The 17083-nt window shown below is 33.6% G+C and carries 18 protein-coding genes; 9 read left to right on the top strand and 9 right to left on the bottom strand.

Going from position 1 to position 17083, the window contains the following annotated elements; genetic code table 11:
* Positions 1 to 39 precede the first annotated feature (39 nt).
* The gene (locus SIB45_RS05555) at positions 40 to 696 is read left to right on the top strand and encodes a phosphoribosylanthranilate isomerase (RefSeq protein WP_011862556.1); all 657 of its coding nucleotides are present in this window, start codon (positions 40 to 42) and stop codon (positions 694 to 696) included.
* On the opposite strand, the gene folE is transcribed toward SIB45_RS05555, so the two are convergent.
* From folE to SIB45_RS05525, 6 genes are all read right to left on the bottom strand, one after another.
* Positions 693 to 1433, bottom strand: a complete 741-nt coding sequence (folE, locus tag SIB45_RS05550; protein WP_011862555.1) for a GTP cyclohydrolase I — start codon at positions 1431 to 1433, stop codon at positions 693 to 695. The two genes, SIB45_RS05555 and folE, sit on opposite strands and share 4 nt — an antisense overlap.
* Before the next feature lie 152 nt (positions 1434 to 1585).
* Positions 1586 to 2320: an SDR family oxidoreductase gene (locus SIB45_RS05545; RefSeq protein WP_011862554.1), complete on the bottom strand. Its 735-nt coding sequence runs from the start codon at positions 2318 to 2320 to the stop codon at positions 1586 to 1588.
* Positions 2295 to 3302 (bottom strand): acetyl-CoA carboxylase carboxyltransferase subunit alpha, encoded by a 1008-nt coding sequence (locus SIB45_RS05540; RefSeq protein WP_011862553.1) that lies wholly within the window; start codon positions 3300 to 3302, stop codon positions 2295 to 2297. The genes SIB45_RS05545 and SIB45_RS05540 overlap by 26 nt, the downstream gene beginning before the upstream one ends.
* Before the next feature lie 4 nt (positions 3303 to 3306).
* Positions 3307 to 4347: a long-chain acyl-[acyl-carrier-protein] reductase gene (locus SIB45_RS05535; RefSeq protein ID WP_413682110.1), complete on the bottom strand. Its 1041-nt coding sequence runs from the start codon at positions 4345 to 4347 to the stop codon at positions 3307 to 3309.
* A 108-nt stretch (positions 4348 to 4455) separates the two neighbouring features.
* The gene (locus SIB45_RS05530; RefSeq protein ID WP_041484747.1) at positions 4456 to 5184 is read right to left on the bottom strand and encodes an aldehyde oxygenase (deformylating); all 729 of its coding nucleotides are present in this window, start codon (positions 5182 to 5184) and stop codon (positions 4456 to 4458) included.
* A 111-nt stretch (positions 5185 to 5295) separates the two neighbouring features.
* Positions 5296 to 6090, bottom strand: a complete 795-nt coding sequence (locus SIB45_RS05525) for a creatininase family protein (RefSeq protein ID WP_011862550.1) — start codon at positions 6088 to 6090, stop codon at positions 5296 to 5298.
* A gap of 66 nt (positions 6091 to 6156) precedes the next feature.
* Between SIB45_RS05525 and SIB45_RS05520 the strand changes: the two genes are divergently transcribed.
* Genes SIB45_RS05520 through pgeF form a run of 3 tightly spaced genes read left to right on the top strand, consistent with a single transcriptional unit; the run spans position 6157 to position 9069 of the window.
* Positions 6157 to 7362, top strand: a complete 1206-nt coding sequence (locus SIB45_RS05520) for a S1 RNA-binding domain-containing protein (protein WP_011862549.1) — start codon at positions 6157 to 6159, stop codon at positions 7360 to 7362.
* Positions 7359 to 8264: a Tab2 family RNA-binding protein gene (locus tag SIB45_RS05515; protein ID WP_011862548.1), complete on the top strand. Its 906-nt coding sequence runs from the start codon at positions 7359 to 7361 to the stop codon at positions 8262 to 8264. Before SIB45_RS05520 ends, SIB45_RS05515 begins: the two co-directional genes overlap by 4 nt.
* A 22-nt stretch (positions 8265 to 8286) precedes the next feature.
* Positions 8287 to 9069 carry a peptidoglycan editing factor PgeF gene (pgeF, locus tag SIB45_RS05510; RefSeq protein WP_343287542.1) on the top strand — a complete coding sequence of 261 codons (783 nt, stop codon included), beginning with the start codon at positions 8287 to 8289 and terminating at the stop codon, positions 9067 to 9069.
* A gap of 6 nt (positions 9070 to 9075) precedes the next feature.
* Here pgeF and SIB45_RS05505 read toward each other — a convergent pair whose 3' ends face one another.
* The 3 genes from SIB45_RS05505 to hemH all read right to left on the bottom strand — a co-directional run bounded on the left by SIB45_RS05505 (position 9076) and on the right by hemH (position 12570).
* Positions 9076 to 9426 (bottom strand): hypothetical protein, encoded by a 351-nt coding sequence (locus SIB45_RS05505; protein WP_011862546.1) that lies wholly within the window; start codon positions 9424 to 9426, stop codon positions 9076 to 9078.
* A 67-nt stretch (positions 9427 to 9493) separates the two neighbouring features.
* Positions 9494 to 11257, bottom strand: coding sequence for a biosynthetic-type acetolactate synthase large subunit (gene ilvB / locus SIB45_RS05500; RefSeq protein ID WP_011862545.1), 1764 nt, complete (start codon positions 11255 to 11257; stop codon positions 9494 to 9496).
* A 137-nt stretch (positions 11258 to 11394) separates the two neighbouring features.
* Positions 11395 to 12570 (bottom strand): ferrochelatase, encoded by a 1176-nt coding sequence (gene hemH, locus SIB45_RS05495; protein WP_011862544.1) that lies wholly within the window; start codon positions 12568 to 12570, stop codon positions 11395 to 11397.
* A gap of 65 nt (positions 12571 to 12635) precedes the next feature.
* On the opposite strand from hemH, the gene SIB45_RS05490 reads away from it, so the two are divergent.
* From SIB45_RS05490 to SIB45_RS05470, 5 genes are all read left to right on the top strand, one after another.
* Complete coding sequence (locus SIB45_RS05490) at positions 12636 to 13805, top strand: site-specific integrase (protein WP_011862543.1); 1170 nt, start codon at positions 12636 to 12638, stop codon at positions 13803 to 13805.
* Between the two features lie 33 nt (positions 13806 to 13838).
* Complete coding sequence (gene cobO / locus SIB45_RS05485) at positions 13839 to 14531, top strand: cob(I)yrinic acid a,c-diamide adenosyltransferase (RefSeq protein ID WP_011862542.1); 693 nt, start codon at positions 13839 to 13841, stop codon at positions 14529 to 14531.
* A gap of 128 nt (positions 14532 to 14659) precedes the next feature.
* Positions 14660 to 15364: a UMP kinase gene (gene pyrH / locus SIB45_RS05480; protein ID WP_011862541.1), complete on the top strand. Its 705-nt coding sequence runs from the start codon at positions 14660 to 14662 to the stop codon at positions 15362 to 15364.
* A gap of 22 nt (positions 15365 to 15386) precedes the next feature.
* A complete protein-coding gene (gene frr / locus SIB45_RS05475; protein WP_025954016.1) occupies positions 15387 to 15935 on the top strand; it encodes a ribosome recycling factor in 549 nt (182 codons plus the stop codon).
* Positions 15932 to 17065, top strand: a complete 1134-nt coding sequence (locus SIB45_RS05470) for an NAD(P)/FAD-dependent oxidoreductase (RefSeq protein ID WP_011862539.1) — start codon at positions 15932 to 15934, stop codon at positions 17063 to 17065. Before frr ends, SIB45_RS05470 begins: the two co-directional genes overlap by 4 nt.
* Positions 17066 to 17083: the final 18 nt, after the last annotated feature.

Below are 17083 nucleotides of genomic sequence, written 5' to 3'. Positions count from 1 at the left end.
ATTTAGCAATAATATTAATCTTACATGCAGGATAATGATATGCCCAAGACTAATCCTTTAGTTAAAATTTGTGGACTAACTTCTGAAGAACAAGCTCTTCAAGTCGCCAAATTAGGAGCGAATGCTATTGGCATTATTTCGGTTGAAGAATCTCCAAGGTATGTATCAGCTGAAATTAAGAAAAAAATATTTAAAACCCTAGAAAATTTTTATCCAAAAATCGATAGAGTAACTGTTGTGCAAAATTGTCCGATAGATTTAATTATCAAAAACTTCTTAGGCAAACCAAGCGAAACTATCATTCAATTACATGGAGATGAAGATATTGATTATTGCAAAAAAATAAGGAAATACATTCCAAATATAGGCCTATGGAAGGCTTTCAGAATAAAAACGGAAGAGGACATAGATAAAATAAAACCTTTTGAAGATTTTATAGATGCGATACTACTTGATTCTTGGAATAAAGAAACTTATGGAGGTTCAGGGAAAAAAATAAATTCTATTTATCTAAAGAATCTGCAATTCAACAAACCATGGTGGTTAGCAGGTGGAATATCAATTGAATGGATTGATGAAATCCTTACTGAAATCAAACCAGATGGACTAGATATTTCAAGCAGTATTGAAATATCCCCCGGTTATAAAGATATTAAAAAAACAGAAAATATTTTTAAGTTTTTAAAAGGAATTTAATAATTATTAGTAGCGGACTGTTGTTTTACAAGCTCAAAAAATTCTTGTTTTAAACTTAAATCGTGTCTAAAATCGCCTCTAACAACAGAATTAATCATGCTTGTATTTGGTTCTTTGACTCCCCTCCACTTCATACAATAATGTTGGGCTTTTACAATAATGCCTAAACCTTTAGGCTCACATAGTTTTTCAATTTCATCTGCAAGGATCATTACAGCTTCTTCCTGAATATGAGGTCTTGAGAAAACCCAATCGGCAACTCTAGCAAATTTTGAAAGTCCTATGACTTTATTCCCGGGTTTAATACCTATCCAACACTCTCCTAGAATTGGAACTAAGTGATGTGAGCATGCAGATCTGACAGAAATTGGGCCAACTGTATAAATTTCATCAAGATTTTTGTCATTTGGGAAACTTGTAACTTTAGGTTGTTCATGATATCTACCTTTAAAAACTTCATTTAAATACATTTTTGAAACTCTTTCAGCAGTTTCTTGAGTATTATGATCATTTTCGACATCAATTACGAGGGACTTAAGTAAGTCTTTGACTCTTGAGGCTACTTCTTTTTCTAAAATTTCTAATTCACCCGGATTTATAAAGTCAGAAATATTATCATTGGCACTGAATCTTTTCCCAGAATTCTTAATTCTGTCTCTTATAATTTCAGAAATTAGTTTATTAGTAATCTGGTCGTCAAAGTTTCTAATATTATCGTTGGGTAATGTAGAGGTCATAAAATTTTAAACAGAAAATTGTATGCAACTTAATTTACTGTATCTTCCAAAGCTTAATTGCTCATATACTATATCACATTCTCTTGTTCAATCGGGTTGAAATAGCACTAAAAAAAATCACTATTTTAAGATTAAGCAAATAAACAGAATGTTTAAAAGGCTCCACCAGAGGGCATTAAAGTTAAGTCTTCAATCAGTTGTGACTCAGGTTGTTGAGCCATATAGAGAATAGTATCTGATACTTCGCTTGAGGAGAGCATAGAAGTTCTATCAAAATCAGCATTGATAGATTCCGAGTCCCAAAGAGGAGTATTTACTGAACCTAAAGTTATTGTGCAAGCTCTTATTGAATTAGATCTCTCCTCTTCCCTCAGGCATTTAGTAAACATCGCTAATGCAGATTTTGAAATACAATAAGCTCCCCATTGGGGGAATGCATTATATGAGGCATGACTACTAACATTAATCACTAAACCACCATTCTTTCTCATTTGAGGGATTATTGCGCTGCAAATTTGAAAAACACTTGTGAGGTTTATTTGAATAGTTTTTTCCCATTGACCTAAATCCATTTCAACTAAAGGGCTATTAAATGCGCAACCGGCATTATTTATCAAAACTGAAGGGCACCCATATTTCTCAATTGCTTCTTTAACACAATGCTCTATTTCTAGAGAATTAGATAAATCACATTTAATTAGGTTAATTTTTGATTTAGTATTCAATAGTTCGCTCTTTAGTTTCTCCATTAAATCCATATTCCTGGAAAGTAAAATTAAATCCCAGCCAGCATTAGCAAAAGTAATTGCGGTAGATTTACCAATACCTTTCGTAGCACCCGTTATAAAAGCTAGTTTCAATTTATTCAGTTTTTTGGGGGATTTCACTATAAATCTCTTCAATATTATTTGCTTCGATAAATTTACCTAAAACCCTAAACTTTTTGTATCTTTCCTCAATTAATTCGTCTTCAGGCATTTTCAGTAAAGCGTTAAGGTGTTTCTCAATAGCCTCTTTTAGTGTGTTGCCAGCATCTAAAGGAGCCCAATTATTCCCACCAGAAGGTTCTGGTAATACCTCATCTATAATCCCCAATTTGAGTAAGTCTTTACCTGTAATTTTAAGTGCTGATGCAGCTTCTGGTGCCTTCGCAGCATCTCTCCACAAAATTGATGCACATGCTTCAGGACTAGCAACTGTGTAAACACTGTGTTCGAACATTAGTAACCTATCTGCAACACCTATTCCAAGTGCGCCTCCTGAACCTCCTTCTCCAATGACAGTAGCCACAATTGGGACTTTCAATCCAAACATCTCTCGAAGGTTTCTTGCAATCGCTTCCCCTTGACCATGTTCTTCAGCTTTTAAACCAGCATAGGCTCCAGGAGTATCAATAAATGTAAGAATTGGCAAAGAGAATCTATTAGCATGCTGCATTAATCTAAGAGCTTTTCTGTAACCTCCTGGTTTTGCCATCCCAAAGTTTCTTACTACATTTTCTTTTGTGTCCCTTCCTTTCTGATGTCCTAACATCAATACTGGTCTATTATTTATCGAACCTATCCCCCCAATTAGTGCCATATCATCGCCACCATTTCTGTCTCCATGTAATTCGATCCAATCATCACAAAACATTTGAACAAAGTCCAAAGTACTTGGCCTTTGAGGATGTCTAGCTACCTGAATCTTTTGAGCAGGTGTGAGAGATTTAAAGATTTCTTCTCTTCTTCTAGCCGCTAGGGTTTCAAGCTGTAGAAGCTGTTGACTAACATCTACCTCCGAATCTCGAGCTAGTTCTTTAATTTGCTCTATCTGCTTCTCAAGTTCAACAAGAGGCTTTTCAAAATCGAGGAGGTAACGTTTAGCCATAATTTTAGACAGTTAATACTTTAGGCTGTTTATCAAGTCCAATTGCTGAAAAACCATGCTTTAAAGAAGCTGCTCCAATAAATTCCATCTTTTCAAGGGAAATGTTATTTCTTCCCCAACTGAAGTTTGTATGACACTTTTCAAATTCTAAAATCATAGCTTCTGCAAAGCAAGCAAACATTTCTCGCTGAGGGTTTTGCATTTCCGCAAGTTCCATCATATTCCAACCAATATTATTGAAAAACTCTACTATCCCTCCTTTTAAAACATAAATATTTTCACCCTGAAATTTCTCATCAAGATTTTTGGGATATCCACCATCAATCATTAAACATGGTTTTTTTAAATTATCAGTGTCAATCTCAATGGTTTTAGGCATACTTGCAACCCACACAACAATATCAGCCTGAGGCAATGCCTCATCTAAACTTGTTATGGTGCCACCATCTAATTCTTTTTGTAACAAAGCTAGTGGTTCTTGTTGTCTTGCTACCATAAGAAGTTCTGAAATCCCAGTTTTATTGATAAGCCACCTACAAACAGCACTACCAATATCACCTGTAGCACCAATTACAGCAACAGTTGCTTTTTTGAGGTCAATCCCAATGCGAGGCGCATTTATCTCTAGTTGCTTACAAATAACCCAGGCGGTATGAGTATTTCCAGTAGTAAACCTTTCCCACTCTAATGATGTATTTCTAATTTGTTTATGCTGAAGAAGATTAAAATTCTCGAAAATAATAGAAGTAAATCCTCCTAAAGCGGTAATGTTAATCCCTTTTTTCTGAGCTAGTTCCATAGCATTGAGAACTTTTCTTCTGGCGGTTTTAAACCTAGAAAGCATTTCAGGAACAAAGCACGAATCTATATAAGAACCTTCGATAGATATTCCAGTAGCACTCTTTACTTCTACATTTTCAACAAGCTGAGGAGGAGCAGTACACCAAACATCCAAGTCTCCATCAGCAATATGATCGAATCCTAGCATCGAAGCCTTTCTTTTTGCATCTTCAAAACTGGTTGAGTGGCCTATTAACCCAAACATTTAAAATTTATAAATGGTTTCTATACGATGTTATGAACAATAGCACAGAGGTAACTACTTAAATAGTATTGATTAATTATTAAAATCCTTAATTAATTTGAAAGGTAATTAGACGATAGCTGCCATAGCCATTCTTGCAATTTCTCTATTATCTAAACCTATTTCCATCAATGTATCTTGATAAGCAATCATAAATTCTTCCATTAATTCTTCTCTGTCCATAGCTAAAACTGAAGCGTCATCTGCTACTTCATCTAACATCTTTTTGATTAAGGGAAGATTAACCTTATTTGCTTCCATTAATTCATCTTTACAAGTAGATAAATTCTCTTTAAGCCACTGTTGACCATAATTTAAATGGAGATATTCATCTTTAACTACTCCCTCTGTTATTTTTTTTGCAAAAGGATCCGCAACTCTTATGTAGACGTTATAAGCAGAAATTGCAAATGCTTCAATTAATATAGCTTGTATTAAAAGACATGTTGTTACATTTCCTTTTTTAAGAGCAACTTGAAAATTACCATGCAATTTAGAAAAGAATTTTTTTGCAAATTCCATATCAGCTACTACATCTAAATTTCTTCCACATGCAGTAAAGCCTTTTTTATGCTTCATTTCCATTCTCGCCAATTTAGTTAACTCCTCTAACTCATTTGGAATTAAAGTTGCTATTGAAATGTAATTATCATGAGCCTCTTGCTCTCCCTCAATAACAATTGCATTTATTCTGCTGTATGCATCCTTATAAGAATCTGTAGTGAAGTCGGGCAAATCTAAAGAAATCGAATTAGTCGATTCTTCAATAGTTTTTTTATTTGATTCTAGAGTTTGCATGTCAGTAATCTTTAGCTCATTATGCATGAATATTACACGATTATAGAGAATTTATTTAAATATCATGAAAATAGTTTCAATTGTTAAGTCACTTTTTTTACTTAAGATGATTTAAGAATTGTTTGGCCAATCTGATTGCATCAGATTCATAATCAATTCGGACCAGTGATTAATCAATAATTCCTTTAAATTTTTCCCTAAAGACTCATTTGCCCCTCTACTATCTCCAATAACCCCTGATTTACTGAAGTCGTCAGTAAGCCAAGCGGTAGGCGCATTGCCCTCTAGACTCCAACCTTTAGGGATCTCTACTTTATTTCCCTCATTTGGGCGGTCATCACCTACTAGTTCTGGTTTCAAAGCCAGCATCAAACTTGTTTCAGCTAAAGAAGCATGAAGCCCATCCTCAATCTCAGTTTTTGTTAACAATTCACTCAATCCATTCACACCACTCCATAAGAAACAGGGAAAAACCGCCATCCCTGGTGCGACACTTCTTAACTCTCTTGCAGCTGTATTTAATAGTGAAATTTGCCCTCCATGTCCATTAATTAGTATCAATCTTTTAAAACCCATTTCAGATAATTGACTTCCGACTTCCTTTATCATTGAAGTTATTAAATTTGAGGAAAGTGAAATTGTCCCAGCAAAACCCTTATGTTCTGGAGAAAAACCAATATATTGAGTTGGAAGTTTTTTTAATGGAATATCGGCAGAAAATAATTTAAAAACTTCACTGATAATTTCATCAACAAAAATACTGTCTGTTGCAAGAGGCAAATGCGGCCCATGTTGCTCAACAGCGCCGAATGGCCAAATCACAGTTGATCTTTTGTTTTTTGCAACACACTCAATTTCTTGCCAATTTAAATATTCAAATTTATTAGGTATTGGTTTAAAGTTCATTAATTTTAATTTTGAGTACTAACATTTAGAGTATGTTAATAATTAATTATTCTTATTTTACCTACGATGGGAGTCAGTAATAAAAATGCCCAAGATAATATCGAACCAAAGGGCAATAAAAAACCTCTTCAGGTACTTCACATAAGCAAGAAAGATACTCAAAAAATAGATATTGAGCACTCCAATTCGCAAGAAGAAATTAAAAAAGAAGATATCGCAATCAAACCGCAAATCATTAAAAATGATTCAGTAAAAAAAATTGAGGAGAATTATGAAAACACCAAGGATTTTGATATTTCTCTACAAAATTCAACTCAACAAGACTTAAATAGACCCCTTAATTTTTCTGAGCAAAACCCAGATTTTCATTCAGAAAGAACAGTTGATGAATTCGATTTTGATGAAAGTGCTTTTTTGGAGGCTTTAAATGCAAATGAGCCAATCGGGGCTACAGGAGAAACAATTTCAGGTAAGGTTATAGCAATCGAAAGTGATGGACTATATATTGACATTGGCGGAAAAGCACCTGGTTATATGCCCAAAAAAGAATGTGGTTTGGGTGTCATTACTAACTTTAAAGAAAAGTTTTCTATAGGCCTTGAAATGGAAGTTTTGGTTATCAAAGAACAAAATGCTGATGGGATGGTAACAGTGAGCGCTCGGGCATTAATTCTCAGGCAAAGTTGGGAGAAAGTATCAAGTTCCGCAAAAAATGGAGAATTAATTAACGTTTTAATTAATGGATTTAATAGAGGTGGGCTTACGTGTGATGTAGATGGATTAAGAGGATTCATTCCAAGATCTCAACTTGAAGATGGTCAAGATTATCAATCTTTTGTTGGCAAAACTCTAAAAGTAGCGTTTCTTGAGGTGAATCCAGAATCCAGAAAATTAGTTCTCTCTGAAAAGAAAGCATCATTAGTCTCTAAACTTACAAGTTTAGAATTAGGTCAATTAATTGAAGGAGAAGTTTTAGCAGTAAAACCATATGGCTTCTTTATAGATTTAGGCGGAGCTAGTGGACTTCTTCATCAATCTTCACTAACAAATGGATCGATTCGTTCTCTAAGAGAAGTTTTTAGAGAAGGGGAAATGATAAAAGCTTTAATATCTGAAATAGACCTCGAAAAAGGTCGTATTGGTCTCAATACAGCACTCTTAGAAAACTCTGCGGGAGAATTAATTATTGATAAGCAAAAAGTTATGCAAGAAGCCACAGAGAGAGCACTAAAAACTAAAGCACTCTTCGATAAAAAAGAACAAGATAAATGAACATTAAAAAAAAAATGGAGTCAGGTCTTAAATCAAAAATTTCAGATTGGGAATTAGACTTTTACTCAAGGCCGATTATTGAATCAAATGGAAAAAAAAGGTGGGAATTAATTATTTGCTCTACAAGAAGTTATAAGACAGAAGATGTTTTTCTTTGGAATAAAAAATGCCCTGCCAATGAAGTTAATTCAGTGTGGCTTACAAGGGCGCTAAATGAAGCAATAAGTGAAGCAAAAAAACAAGGGTGGGAGAAGCCTTCTATAGTTCGATTCTGGAGGTCGTCAATGAAATCGATCATTAAGAAATCTCTAGATGCCGTAAGTATTGAGGCTATTGTAAGTAGAAGAACTTACAATTTATTAGATAGAATCGAATTTCTTGAAAAAGAGATTTATCCAAAGGAAAAAGGTTATGTAAGAGGTGTATTAGCTCCCACTTTTACTTCTAAAATGGAAAACCCTCCCACACCTTTACCAGAAGCAGTAAGGGGTGATGCTTTGACTATCTCTGAAATATCCATTGGTGAATTAAAATCAGCACAAAATTGGCCTATGGAATTTGGAGATATTTTCCCAATTCAGCAAGACATAGATGATAATTACTTAATTCCAGGATTAAGACTTTTTAGCAAAGATAGATCTTTGGCACTTTCTGCATGGTTTAGTTGTTTAGAACCTATTAAATTAGTCGTAAATAAGAACCAACTCATACTTGAAGCTTCAGAAGATGATAAGTGGCTTGTAACTGATTTACCAGAAAAAGATGCAAACATTTTAAATACAAAGTTTTTAGAGAATAAAAAAAATTCTTTTGGTTATCAATTTATTTCCATACAGTCAACGCCGTTTATCGAAAAATTTGCAGGATTCTGGATCTTAAGAGATATTGAATTAATTTCATAAATTCAGCTTAGGAGCGGGAACAATTCCTTACAAAGAAATATATTTCTCAAAAGATGAAATTTATATTCAAAACAAAAAATTTGAGTATTATTCATCACCTATTCTTAGACAAAATAATTTCAAACATGCATACTTCACAAAGTCTTGCTCTGAGAAATTTCTTCAATTATTAGGGGATCACTTTAATGAAAATTCAATAACTTGTTTTTCCAATCAAATTCACAGTAATGCAATAGTGTTTGGATCTCATTCGCAAAAAGGAACTAAGACTGATGCAGACGGTCTTATTGGCAACAAATGCAGGCAAAACTTATGGGTTTACACAGCTGATTGTATGCCAATATTTTTTGCCGATAAAAGTACAAGAAATGTAGCCACCTTGCATTGCGGAAGAAAAGGTTTAGAAAAAAAAATAATAAAAAATCTGGTAAAAATTTTCGATTCTTTTGGGACATCTAGAGATAACTTACTTGTTGCGATAGGACCAGCGATTTCTAAGGAACATTATCTAGTTGATAAAATTACACTCCAAGAATTTTATAGAAAGGCCGAAAACAAAAACATAACTGTCAACTTGACTAAAATTAAAAATGATCATTGTTTTAGTGATTCAAATCACTTCAGAGAGCAAAATTTAAATCAACTTGATCTAAAAAGAACTGCCTATAGACAACTTTTAAATGAGAACATCCCTCATACAAATATAGACATCTCAAATTTATGCACGTACAAATTCAATAATGAATTTTATTCCTATAGAAGGAGCAAAACAATCTCGAGACAATGGAATCTTATTTGCTCATAAAGATAATTAACTTGGACAAATTTCACTACTTAAGTTTTTAGCGACCAATAATTCCGTCATCTCCTTAGTACCTTTAATATTAAAAACTTTGGCTAACAAAACATTCTCTTTGAAACCAAAAGGCTTTATTTTCACTTTACTCCCCCTTGGGAATTCACTCTTAAGTAGATTAGTTGCTTCAATCTCATCATTTTCATTTACATCTACACAAAATAATCCAATAGTTAAATTTCTATTTTGATCCCCAACCAAAATAGTATTTGAACTTTTAATTTGAAGAATTTCGGCCGAGTTTACTATTAAAGGATTAAAAACAATCAAAGAGATTATAATTAAAATTTTTGATAATTTTTTCAATTCAGAAATATCTAAGTTTTTAAATTATCTTAAAGTTAATTTTTTAAAATGATGAATTTTAAAAAAATTAGTCTTCACAATTAACATATCCAACCATTTGAGCATTACTTTTCCCAGGAGGAACCATTGGATAACAATTTTCACCTCTTCTGACAAGGATATTAATCAAGGCAGGTCCGTCATGATCAAACGCATTTTTTAAGTCATTTTGTAATTCTTTTCTATCAGAAATTAGGTATCCTTTAACCCCAAAAGACTCAGCAAGTTTTACAAAATCAGGTTCTCCACAACTCATATCAGATGAGGAATATCTTTCATCATAGAAACTTTCTTGCCATTGTCTTACCATCCCTTGCCAGCGATTATTAATAATAATCAATTTCACCTTTAGACCGTATTGAGATAAGGTTCCCAATTCTTGAATATTCATTAAGACACTTGCATCTCCTGCAATACAAATTACATCTGAATTAGGTAAGGCTGCTTTTACTCCAATTGCCGCTGGCAATCCAAAACCCATAGTTCCTAAGCCTGCACTACTAATCCATTTTCTTGGAGAATTCCTAAGATATTGAGCAGCCCACATTTGATGTTGTCCTACATCTGTAGTTATATAAGCTTCTGGTAAAAGTTCCCTCACTTTTAAAAGAACTTCCTGAGGATAAATTTCTCCTTCTTTAGGCGGGTCATATAAAGGGTGTTTATGTTTCCAAAAATCAATTTTTTCTAACCAGTTTTTCGTCTGGCAAGTAAATTTGTTTTTTAGAGATTGTTCATTAATTTTCAGAACAGCTTTTGAAACATCAGCAACAATTGCAACATCTACACGCCTATTTTTATTAACTTCTGCCGGGTCAATATCTATATGAATCACCTTTGCATTAGGTGCAAAAGTATCTAATTTACCTGTCACCCTATCATCGAATCTAGCTCCAATAGCAATTAAAAGATCGCATTCTGTAACAGCAAAATTTGCATAAGCAGTTCCATGCATTCCTAACATTCCTACTGATAAATTATCTTTTTCATCGAAAGCACCCTTTCCCATTAAGGTTGTGGTAACTGGTATTTGATAATTCTTTGCCAAAGTTTTTATTTCATCATGAGCTCCTGAAGATATAGCCCCACCTCCTACGTATAGAAGAGGTCTTTTAGAATCTTCTATTAATTTAATTGCTTTGTTGATATCGCAATCATTAATTTCTCCATTCCTTTTAAATCCTTTTGGAATAATCTCACCTGGCAAAACTCTTTGGTAATTAAAGAACTCCTGACCTACATCTTTGGGTATATCAATTAAAACAGGGCCAGGCCTTCCAGATGAGGCTATAAAAAAAGCTTCAGAAACTACTTTCGCGATATCTGAAGGATCCCTTATTACCCATGAATGTTTCACTATTGGAAGAGTTATACCAAAAATATCAGTTTCTTGAAAAGCATCTGTTCCTATAGCAGGTCTTGGGACTTGACCTGTAACTACAACTAGAGGGACTGAATCCATTTGCGCAGTAGCAATTCCAGTTACCAAATTTGTTGCACCTGGGCCTGAGGTTCCAAAACATACTCCTACTTCACCAGTAGATCTTGCATATCCATCAGCCGCATGTGAACCACCTTGTTCATGCCGAACCATATAGTGTTTTAACCAACCATCTTGTTCTGCCTTATGAACAGCGTCGTATATTGGTAATATGGCTCCGCCAGGATATCCAAATATAACTTTTACTCCATGAATTTTTAAAGAATCCATTAGTGCATCTGCACCAGTTATCCAAACTGGATTTTCATGTTTTGAACTACCCTGTGAAAAGGATCTCGAAGTAAGGGTCACTAAAGAAATTCAATATTTAATATAAATATTAAACTCAATTAAATACTTTTGCCTCATTTAGAAATGTAATGTCAGAAATATATTCAAAAAAAATCTTTTAAAAAATTTAAAATTTTCAAATGAATATCAATTTTTCCTTATAAGATGCCTAATTTATGTAGAGGTCCAGAGCCTGAAATAAGTTCAATAAAAAGCACAAGAAAAATAATCATTGCAACCCTTCCGTTCCACACCTCTGAACTATTATTCCAACCCCATTGCCACTTCTCCTGAGGATAAAGTTTAACTTTTTCAGGCAACTGAGAAGCCTCCTCAATATTAACTAGAGGCCCTTCCAAGCAGGAAATCACTAGATCACTAAGACCTTCAATAAAAGTAGGATGGGTATTAAGAGCCTTAACTCTCCGAAAGTTTTTAATACCAGCTTTTTCAGCAATTTCTTTATATTCAATATCAATTTCTTGCAACGTTTCGATATGCTCTCCAACGAAACTTATAGGAACCACAACTAGATCATTAACATTTGACCTTCCAAGATCCGCCAATACCTCTTCTGTATAAGGTTTCAACCATTCAACAGGACCAACTCTACTCTGGTAAGAGAGAGTATGAGGGTTACTATACCCTAAACATTTTTCCAACTCATTTATTATTAATAAGGAACAATCTTCAATTTGTTGTTTGTAAGGGTCTCCAGCTTCCTCTACGTAACTCTTAGGAACTCCATGAGCAGTGAAAAATATATGGGCTTTTGAAGGTGATTCACAAAGTGAAATTTGTTCAGAAATTAATTCAACCATAGACTTTAAATAACCTGATTGACTGAACCAACTCCTTACACATCTCATTGGAACCTTCTTAAATTCATCATCAGAATCTCTCAATTTTTTTAATTCTCTAAAGCTCGAACCACTAGTACTTATCGAAAAATGCGGATACAAGGGTATTACAACAACTTGATCTATGCCATCTGCTTTCATATCAGCAATTGCTGATTCGGTAAAAGGATGCCAATACCTCATAGCAATGTAGGTAGTAGCATTAAATCCCTTTTCCCTTAATTTAGATTGTAATTCTCTTGCTTGTTGTTCAGTTATCCTTCTGATAGGTGAACCTCCACCTATGGAAAGGTAGGCCTGTTGTGATGTAGTACTCCTAAGCGTGCTAATTAACCAAGCTAGGGGCTTTTGAAAAACAGGGAAAGGTGTCCTGATAATTTCTGGATCAGAAAAAAGATTGTATAAGAATGGGCCGACATCAGTAATGCGTTCAGGCCCTCCTAAATTCATTAGTAAGACGCCTATTTTAACCATTTAAGATTTATGGAGATTGAAAATCAACATTAAAAACGTCATTATATGGTCAATTATATAAGTAAATGAACGTAATTCAGGAAATTAATAATGTCAATGATAAATTTGCTACTCAAGGCAGCAAGCTTAAAATTGAGAAAAGAGGAGAGAAATTAAATATTCGTGGTTCATTACCCTCCAAAGAAGATAACAATAACTTTAAAATTCAAAGAATATCTCTTGGCTTAAAGGCTGATATTTCAGGATTAGAGGAAGCTAAAAAAAAATTACAATTAATCAATTTGCAATTGGAATTGAATCAATTTGATTGGATTAATTGGATAGGCAAACCTTATAAAAAGGAAAAAAAAGATGGTTTTGAATTCCCAAAAAGATTAAATCAATTTGAGGAATTTTTTTTTAAAGAAAATAAAAGTGATTTTCGAACAAGCACTAGAAAAACTACTTGGAGAAGTTCTTACAAACCATATATGAAAAGAATTTTAAATATTTACAATGACTATGAGAATGCAGCTTTAGAAAAAATATTTCAAAAAACACTTGAAAGTTATAAGGAAGGTACCAGAAGTAGGAAACAATGCGCTACTTCTTTAAGTGTTTTGGCTAAGTTTTTGGACATTAAACTACCAGAAGATTGGAAATTAAATTCTAGAGGATATGGTCTGAACAAAGCAGGATTTAGGGATCTTCCTAAAGACGAATTAATAGAGAAACTGTGGGAGAGGATACCAAACGAGTCTTGGAAATTTGTTTTTGGTCTGATGGCTACATATGGATTAAGGAATCATGAAGTATTTTTTTGTGATTTAAGTTCTCTTACTAATTTTGGGGACAAAATTATAAGAGTTTTGCCTACGACTAAAACTGGAGAACATCAAGTTTGGCCATTTCATCCTGAATGGGTGGAAAAGTTCGAATTATCAAAACTTGGGGATAATCCAGAACTTTTACCAAACATTAATAAAGACCTTAAAGTTACAACCTTACAAAATATTGGAAAAAAAATTACAGATCAGTTTAAGCGTTACTCATTGCAAATAAAACCTTATGATCTAAGGCATGCTTGGGCAGTAAGAACAATTTTTTATGATTTACCTGATACGGTGGCTGCCAGAATGATGGGACATTCGGTTAGTTTACATACTCAAACTTATCATCACTGGATTACAAAAAGAGATCAACAACAGGCAGTAAATAATGCACTTTTAAAAGTGAAAAGAGTTAAAAATATTTAAAGATTTATAATAATTAAATAAATTAAGGGTCATATGCAAGAAAAACCTTCATCTTCCGAGAAAATATTTAACCTCGATAATCAAGCAAATAAACTTGGAATGGGAGGTAAATTATCACCGGATAGCGATGAGAGCTCATATAAAAAAAGAATGCAGCAAAGAAAAGATATTCAATCAGAGAGACTACAAATTAGAAAAACAAAAAAAGGGTTATTGATTGTTTTTACAGGGAATGGCAAGGGCAAAACAACTGCATCTTTAGGTATGGCTCTAAGGACGATAGGGCATGGCTATAAAGTAGCAATAATTCAATTTATCAAAGGAGGCTGGACCACTGGAGAAGAAAAAGCACTAAAAATCTTTTCTTCAAACCTATCTTGGCATTCATTAGGAGAGGGATTTACTTGGGAAACTCAAGACAGAATAAGAGATGAAAAATTAGTTCAAGAGGCGTGGCAATTAGCCAAAAAATACATCCAAAACGAATCTTATAAACTTATCATTCTTGATGAAATTAATATTGCGACAAAACTTGGTTATCTTGCACCCGAAGAAATAATCACTTTTTTAAAAAGCTTAAATAATAGAAAAAATCATATTGTTTTAACTGGAAGGGGAGCATCTGATTCAATTATCAATTACGCTGATCTAGTTACAGAGATGAAACTAATAAGACATCCATTTAAAGAACAAGGAATAAAAGCACAAAAGTGTGTTGAATTTTAGTTGAAGTAAATTATTTTTTAAAATTTTCTTTAGGCAAGTTTAGAAATGTTTAAAGACGCAAGCAATCTCTGAACAAAAAATAAATTTGGTGCATTTACTTGCTAAGGTCTTAAAAGTACAATCATTGAATGGCTTACAAAAGAGTTCTCTTAAAACTTAGTGGTGAAGCACTAATGGGTGAAAAACCTTATGGTATTGATCCTGCTATAGTCCAGTCAATTGCAGAGGATGTTTCAAAAGTAGTCGAAAATAATGTGCAACTTGCAATAGTTGTTGGGGGCGGGAATATTTTTAGGGGGCTTAAAGGGTCTGCAGATGGCATGGATAGAGCTACAGCTGATTATGTTGGAATGCTTGCGACAGTAATGAATGCTATTTCACTTCAAGATGGCTTAGAAAGGGTAGGAGTTGCAACCAGAGTTCAAACTGCAATAGAAATGCAGGAAATTGCCGAACCCTATATCAGAAGAAGAGCTATGAGACACCTTGAAAAAGGGAGAGTTGTGGTCTTCGGAGGTGGATGCGGAAATCCATTTTTCACAACTGATACTACAGCGGCTCTTAGGGCAGCGGAGATAAATGCTGAAGTTGTTATGAAGGCGACCAAAGTTGATGGAGTATATAATTGTGATCCTAATAAATTTAAAGATGCAAAAAAATATTCCTCTCTTAGTTATCAGCAAGTTCTTAGCGATGAAATTGCAGTAATGGATAGTACTGCAATTGCACTATGCAAAGATAACAATATTCCTATCATGGTATTTGATATATTCAAAAAAGGGAACATTTCTAAAGCTGTTGATGGGGATCCTATAGGTTCATTAATTAGTTAAAGCTTATTTAATTTTTTTTATTATGAAAGAACAAGAAATTCAAGAAAATATGAATAAAAGTATTGAAGCCACTCAAAGAAACTTTAATACAATTAGGACTGGCAGAGCTAATGCTTCATTGCTAGACAGAGTAAGTGTTGAGTATTATGGAGCAGAAACACCAATTAAATCACTTGCCACAATAAGCACTGTTGACTCACAAACGATTTCAATACAACCATTTGATATTTCATGTTTACAAGCGATTGAGAAATCTATTTCCATGAGTGATTTAGGTATTACTCCAAATAACGATGGTAAAGTAATAAGAATAAATGTTCCTCCCTTAACAGAGGAAAGAAGAAAAGAATTCTGTAAATTGGCCTCTAAATATGCAGAGGAAGGGAAAGTAGCTTTGAGAAATATCAGAAGAGATGCTGTTGATAAAGAGAAAAAAGACGAAAAAGATGGTCTTATTTCAATTGACGAATCGAGAGATAATCAATCTGAAATTCAGAAAATTACTGATAAATATATTGCCTTAATAGAAACTAAATTGTCTGAAAAAGAAAAGGAAATTCTAAAAGTTTGATCGGATTTGACGTCGTAATAATTGGTGGAGGTTTATCAGGATCTTCCACCGCTCTTAACCTATCAAAGAAAGGATATTCAGTTTTAATTATCGAGAAAGAAAAATTTCAAGATTACAAAGCATGTGCAGGCGGGATGGCGTCTTCAATGCAAAGGTTTCTTCCTTTAGATATAAAAGATTCCATAGAATCAAAAATTAAGAATGTTGAATTCAGATGGAAGGCTTCAGATAATGTAACTGCTGATCTTACTGGTGAATCCCCATTTTGGATTATTAAAAGAGAGAAGCTCGATCAATTATTACTTGATGAGTCCTTGAGTAATGGAGCTCATATAATAAGACCATTATTGATAGAAAAAATCATAAAAAAAAATGATAAATGGGAAATTACTTGCAACAACAAAATAAAATATATTGCAGAATTTCTTGTGATTGCAGATGGGTCCCAATCGAAATGGGCTAGTCATTTGCATTTAGGGCCAAGAAAACCGAAATTTGCGAACACAATCTCATTAAGATTGAAAGGGCTAGGTGAAATACCTAGAGATGCAGTTAGATTTGAGTTTGGATTTATAAAATATGGTTTTGCATGGGCATTCCCCCTAAGAGAAAGCTTAAATATTGGTTTGGGTACTTTTATAAATAATGGTCTCCTAGAAAATCAGGCTATAAATAAACAAGTAATCAGAAGCTTCGGTTTTGATGATTTTCCTAATAAAGTCATTAGTAAGAAACTGAGAATATGGAATGGCTTCCACTCAATTAATGGTGACAAAGTTCTAGCGGTTGGAGATGCAGCATCTCTATGTGATCCATTTTTAGCTGAAGGAATTAGACCATCTTTGATTAGTAGTTTTTATGCTGCAGAATATATAGATCAGTGCCTATCAGGAAAAGAGGACAATTTAAATCTTTATACGAAAAAAATTAACAACATTTGGGGGAAATCTATGGCTTGGGGGAGGAGAATAGCCCAGGTATTTTATAGATTTCCCAGAACTGGATACCAATTAGGTGTCAAAAGAAAAACAGCACCTAAACGTATTGCTCAAATATTATCAGGTGAAATTAGTTATGAAGATATCGCAAAAAGAGTTATCAAAAGACTTTTAACAAAAAGTGAGTCTTAATTCTTTTTCAATTCAAAC

This window comes from Prochlorococcus sp. MIT 1304 (assembly GCF_047305015.1).
In the GTDB taxonomy this organism is placed as follows: domain Bacteria; phylum Cyanobacteriota; class Cyanobacteriia; order PCC-6307; family Cyanobiaceae; genus Prochlorococcus_A; species Prochlorococcus_A marinus_E.
The sequence above is the reverse complement of the archived record's forward strand: the minus strand, read 5'-3'. Positions and strand labels throughout refer to the sequence as shown.

Excerpts from the sequence above, each read along its gene's own strand:
- SIB45_RS05520 (WP_011862549.1), top strand. The coding sequence starts at position 6,157 with ATGGGAGTCAGTAATAAAAATGCCCAAGATAATATCGAACCAAAGGGC.
- SIB45_RS05525 (WP_011862550.1), bottom strand. The coding sequence starts at position 6,090 with ATGAACTTTAAACCAATACCTAATAAATTTGAATATTTAAATTGGCAA.
- hemH (WP_011862544.1), bottom strand. The coding sequence starts at position 12,570 with ATGGTTAAAATAGGCGTCTTACTAATGAATTTAGGAGGGCCTGAACGC.
- folE (WP_011862555.1), bottom strand. The coding sequence starts at position 1,433 with ATGACCTCTACATTACCCAACGATAATATTAGAAACTTTGACGACCAG.
- SIB45_RS05515 (WP_011862548.1), top strand. The coding sequence starts at position 7,359 with ATGAACATTAAAAAAAAAATGGAGTCAGGTCTTAAATCAAAAATTTCA.
- pyrH (WP_011862541.1), top strand. The coding sequence starts at position 14,660 with ATGGCTTACAAAAGAGTTCTCTTAAAACTTAGTGGTGAAGCACTAATG.
- SIB45_RS05530 (WP_041484747.1), bottom strand. The coding sequence starts at position 5,184 with ATGCAAACTCTAGAATCAAATAAAAAAACTATTGAAGAATCGACTAAT.
- SIB45_RS05555 (WP_011862556.1), top strand. The coding sequence starts at position 40 with ATGCCCAAGACTAATCCTTTAGTTAAAATTTGTGGACTAACTTCTGAA.
- SIB45_RS05540 (WP_011862553.1), bottom strand. The coding sequence starts at position 3,302 with ATGGCTAAACGTTACCTCCTCGATTTTGAAAAGCCTCTTGTTGAACTT.
- frr (WP_025954016.1), top strand. The coding sequence starts at position 15,387 with ATGAAAGAACAAGAAATTCAAGAAAATATGAATAAAAGTATTGAAGCC.
- SIB45_RS05490 (WP_011862543.1), top strand. The coding sequence starts at position 12,636 with ATGAACGTAATTCAGGAAATTAATAATGTCAATGATAAATTTGCTACT.
- SIB45_RS05535 (WP_413682110.1), bottom strand. The coding sequence starts at position 4,347 with ATGTTTGGGTTAATAGGCCACTCAACCAGTTTTGAAGATGCAAAAAGA.
- cobO (WP_011862542.1), top strand. The coding sequence starts at position 13,839 with ATGCAAGAAAAACCTTCATCTTCCGAGAAAATATTTAACCTCGATAAT.